Below are 1,873 nucleotides of genomic sequence, written 5' to 3' on the forward strand. Positions count from 1 at the left end.
GGCCATTTTTTTAATCAGGTTTCCGATGCGCCGGGCAACCGTTCATCCATCCTGTCACATCCTTCTCGCGAACCGCGGCGGGAACTCTATCCTCGAACTGTCGGCCGTCTGAGCAGGCTCAGGCCGTCCGTGCGGCAAACTCCGGATCGTAACCGTTCGCGTGGGACAGCACGCTCCAGGCGATGCGCGCGAGCTTGTTAGCCAAGGCGGCCGCCAGCACATTCCGGTGCAGCCGGGCCCGTGCCGCGGCCAACCAGCGGCCGAAGCCGTGCCCATGCCAGTGGCCCGGGTGTTGCAGGAGAACTTGGGCGCCGCTGACAAACAGCGTGCGCAAGTAGCGGTTCCCGCGCTTCGACAGGCCACCCAGGATGGTGCGGCCGCCGGTCGAGATCTGCTTGGGCACGAGACCGAGCCAGGCGGCAAAATCGCGGCCTTTGGTAAACGCCGCTCCGGTGCCAATCGCCGCCACCATGGCGCTGGCGGTGATCACGCCGACGCCCGGGATCCCCATCAGCCGCTGGCAGCCCCCCTCCTGACGGGCCAGAGCCGTGATGTCCCCGGTGATCGCGTCAATGCGCTCATCCAACCGGTGCCAGTCTCCCGCCAGATCCTCGATCAGGTGGATCATGCGCGGCGAGAGCACGTCCGTGCGGTGGGACAGCAGAGTGGGCAGAGCCTCTCGTAAACCGGCAAGTCCCTGCCTCACCGGGATGCCGCACTCGAGCAGGAAGCCGCGGATCTGGTTGATCACCGCCGTGCGCTGCCCGACCAGGCGGCTGCGCACCCGGTGCAGGGCTTGCAAGTCGAGTTGCTCGGCCGACTTCAGCGGCACCGGGCGCATGGTTGGACGTTGCGCCGCCTCGGCGATGGCCTCGGCATCGCGATAGTCGTTCTTGTGCCCTTTGAGAAACGGTTTGACGTACTGGGCCGGCAGCAGACGGACATCATGGCCGAGGGCGGCGAGCTGACGCCCGACGTGATGAGCCCCGGCACAGGCCTCCATGCCGATCAGGCAGACCGGCACATTGGCCAGGCAGGGCAACAGCTGCCCGCGCGAGACTTTGCGGCGCAGCACGATCCTGCCGCGGGCATCCATGCCGATCAGGTGGAAGGTGGTATTGCCCAGGTCGATGCCGATGGTGGCGATGGTCTCAGCTGTGGTCTGCTGTGTCATGACAGGGCTCCTTCGCTGCGGGACAATCCCGTTCTCCCATGCTCCACCCGGGAGCACGGCCGGTCCATGCCATTAGCCCTGATGGCCGCGGAGTGCGCACGCGCCGACGTGCGGGATGAGCGCCGGGTCTGGCGCGCCCAGCGTCAGCCCCGCATGCGCGAGCAGCCGCACCGCTTGGTGTTTCTCGACGAGACCTTCGTCAACACCAAGATGACGCGCCTGCGCGGGCGCTCACGCAAAGGGCAGCGGCTGCGGATGAGCGCCCCCTTTGGACACTGGAAAACCGATACCTGTCTCGCAGGGCTGCGGTGCAGCGAGCTGTGTGCACCGTGGGTGAGCGATGGCCCGATCACCCGCTTGGCGTTCGAGGCCTACATCGAGACACAACTCGCGCCGACCCTGCGCCAAGGCGATGTGGTGATCCTCGACAACTTGGCTGTCCACAAGAGCGAGAAGGCCGCGCAGTGTCTGAGAGAACGCGGCGCCTGGTTCCTGTTTCTGCCCGCTTATTCGCCCGATATGAACCCGATCGAGCAGGCCTTCGCCAAGATCAAAGCGCACCTGCGCAAGGCCGAGGCCCGAACGTTCGACGCGCTCTGGCGAGCGCTCGGTGACATCTGCAATCTCTTCGAGCCGCAAGAATGTTGGAACTACCTCAAGGCCGCCGGATATGCGTCCGTTTAACCGTCCGATGCTCTA

Annotated in this window: 1 protein-coding gene and 1 pseudogene; one reads left to right on the top strand and one right to left on the bottom strand. The window is 65.7% G+C overall.

What is annotated here, in order from left to right; all coding sequences use genetic code 11:
• Positions 1 to 118 precede the first annotated feature (118 nt).
• Entirely contained in the window at positions 119 to 1,174 is a 1,056-nt protein-coding gene (locus tag DDF70_RS36125) for an IS110 family RNA-guided transposase (protein ID WP_114947574.1), read from the bottom strand.
• 57 nt (positions 1,175 to 1,231) lie between these two features.
• On the opposite strand from DDF70_RS36125, the pseudogene DDF70_RS36130 reads away from it, so the two are divergent.
• Positions 1,232 to 1,858 (top strand): annotated as a pseudogene (locus DDF70_RS36130) (IS630 family transposase); the annotation flags it as partial.
• Positions 1,859 to 1,873: the final 15 nt, after the last annotated feature.

This window comes from Microvirga calopogonii, assembly GCF_003347665.1.
In the GTDB taxonomy this organism is placed as follows: Bacteria; Pseudomonadota; Alphaproteobacteria; order Rhizobiales; family Beijerinckiaceae; genus Microvirga; species Microvirga calopogonii.

What these genes read in the sequence shown, in the direction of transcription:
- DDF70_RS36125 (WP_114947574.1), bottom strand. Translation starts at nt 1,174, where the DNA reads ATGACACAGCAGACCACAGCTGAGACCATCGCCACCATCGGCATCGAC.